The sequence below is a fragment of the Myxococcus llanfairpwllgwyngyllgogerychwyrndrobwllllantysiliogogogochensis genome (assembly GCF_006636215.1).
In the GTDB taxonomy this organism is placed as follows: Bacteria; Myxococcota; Myxococcia; order Myxococcales; family Myxococcaceae; genus Myxococcus; species Myxococcus llanfairpwllgwyngyllgogerychwyrndrobwllllantysiliogogogochensis.
Map to the genome: position 1 here is coordinate 1 of NZ_VIFM01000917.1, position 407 is coordinate 407.

At 51.4% G+C, this 407-nt stretch carries 2 protein-coding genes; both read left to right on the top strand.

Features of this window, described 5'->3' with window-relative positions; all coding sequences use genetic code 11:
- A partial coding sequence (rpl16, locus tag FJV41_RS56315; protein ID WP_179129605.1) for a large ribosomal subunit protein uL16 occupies nt 1-165 on the top strand: 165 nt, incomplete at its 5' end.
- Nucleotides 165-356 (top strand): 50S ribosomal protein L29, encoded by a 192-nt coding sequence (gene rpmC / locus FJV41_RS56320; protein WP_002919754.1) that lies wholly within the window; start codon nt 165-167, stop codon nt 354-356. The genes rpl16 and rpmC, both read left to right, overlap by 1 nt.
- Nucleotides 357-407 lie beyond the last annotated feature (51 nt).

Sequence of the window (407 nt, forward strand, 5' to 3'; positions counted from 1 at the left end):
GGTAAAGGTAAAGGTAACGTGGAGTACTGGGTTGCCTTGATTCAGCCGGGTAAAGTCCTGTATGAAATGGACGGTGTACCGGAAGAGCTGGCCCGTGAAGCATTCGGCCTGGCAGCAGCGAAACTGCCGATCAAAACCACCTTTGTAACTAAGACGGTGATGTAATGAAAGCAAAAGAGCTGCGTGAAAAAAGCGTTGAAGAGCTGAACGCTGAGCTGCTGAACCTGCTGCGTGAGCAGTTCAACCTGCGCATGCAGGCTGCAAGTGGCCAGCTGCAACAGACTCATCTGCTGAAGCAAGTGCGTCGTGATGTTGCACGCGTTAAGACTTTACTGACTCAGAAGGCGGGTGCGTAATGACCGATAAAATCCGTACTCTGCAAGGTCGCGTAGTTAGCGACAAAATGG